At 66.3% G+C, this 1,510-nt stretch carries 2 protein-coding genes; one reads left to right on the top strand and one right to left on the bottom strand.

Going from position 1 to position 1,510, the window contains the following annotated elements:
- Positions 1-984: type VI secretion system Vgr family protein (locus ACEN88_RS31430; RefSeq protein ID WP_413346043.1), on the bottom strand; the 984-nt coding region annotated here is incomplete at its 3' end.
- A 199-nt stretch (positions 985-1,183) separates the two neighbouring features.
- Here ACEN88_RS31430 and ACEN88_RS31425 point away from each other — a divergent pair.
- Complete coding sequence (locus ACEN88_RS31425; protein ID WP_259449561.1) at positions 1,184-1,447, top strand: PAAR domain-containing protein; 264 nt, start codon at positions 1,184-1,186, stop codon at positions 1,445-1,447.
- Positions 1,448-1,510: the final 63 nt, after the last annotated feature.

Raw genomic sequence — 1,510 nt, 5'->3', positions numbered from 1 at the left:
GCGCAGGGTCGAGCGGCCGCGCCACGACTGGCTGCGCGCCTCGCGCCCTTCCATCTGCAGGTCGGCGTAGCGGCGGGCCTGCGCACTGTCGGCATAGGCGTACTGGCCCGGCGTGTCGAACGATTCGAGCCACGGCAGGCTGCCGTTCGACAGCCGCGACGGCGAGTTCGCGGCCACGGCCTGCTTGCTCTTGTAGTCGTAGCTGAGCAGGGTGACGGCGGATGCGCCGACCCTGCGCAGCGCCGCCAGCGCCTGCACGCTGTCGCTTTTTTCGCGCGCGTGCGCCCCGTGGAAGCGTGCGCCGCCGGCGTCGATGCTCGGGTCGTCGGCCACGGCGGATGCATCGCGGCTGTCCGCGAACAGCACCATGCGCGGGCCGTCGTCGGCCTGTTCGAAGCGCCATGCCAGGCCTTCTTCCGCGAGCAGCCGCTCGACGAACGCGAGATCCGATTCGCGGTACTGGCAGCAGTAGCTGCGCGGGTTGGCGCCGTCCATGAACGGGCCGACGTCGTCGCTCCAGCGCCAGCGCGCGTCGGGTGCATAGGCGGAAAAGACGTCGTCGACGATGTCGGTGACGGACTTGTCTTGCCATACGCGGCTGCTGCGCACGTGGGCCATGCGCCACACCCAGTGCGCGATGCGGACGCGGTAGCGCGCCAGGCCGCCGTCGCTGCCCAGCTGCGCGGCCGCGCAGATCTCGCCGGCGAAGTCGGCGCGCGTGCCGTCCGCCAGGGTGACTTCGAGGGCGGCCGGCCGGCCCAGCAGCGAGGATGGCTCGATCGCGGCGCTGGTCGACAGCGCGATCACGTCACGTACGCCAAGCCCCTGAACCGCATCGTCGGCGACGAACGCCTCGACCAGCAGTTCACCGCCCGGGAAATCCGTAGCGCCATCCCCGATCCGCAACGCGTACAGGCGCGTGACGCTGTCGAATCCGGCAAGTGCGGCCAGCGCTTCCAGCGCATGGGTCATCGATTGCTGCAAGACACACTCTCCAACTCATCCATACTTAACAAACTTAACTTTACGCTAATCGCGAGCGCCACGCTATAGCCTGAAAGAAACTGCATAACTGTTACAAACCGTGATTAAGAACACGGTTTTGCCCAGCTATAATGCGGCAAAATATTGTCTGCATGTAACATTGCATGCAGCACATTTGTAACGGTGACGGAAGAAAAGCATGGCAGGACCATTGATCGTATTGGGTGACAGGACATCGCACGGCGGCAGCGTGATCGAAGCGTCGACGCTGAGCGATTGCGACGGCAAGGGCATCGCGCGCGTGGGCGACATGACCGTATGTCCGCGCCACGGCCGCTCCCCCATCGTCAGCGGCGACACCACGTTCATCGTCGACGGCAAGGCCGCCGCACGGCACGGCGACAAGGCTGGTTGCGGCGCCACGCTGGTCGCCGGCCAGCAGGCGACGGTAGATCATGTGTAACCCGCAGCGCCGCAGCCACATGCGGAGACGGACCTGATGGGCACATGGATCCGCGGCGGCATC

Source organism: Massilia sp. CT11-108, assembly GCF_047302915.1.
GTDB lineage: Bacteria > Pseudomonadota > Gammaproteobacteria > Burkholderiales > Burkholderiaceae_D > Telluria > Telluria orientalis.
This window is presented reverse-complemented; position numbering and strand designations above follow the sequence as displayed.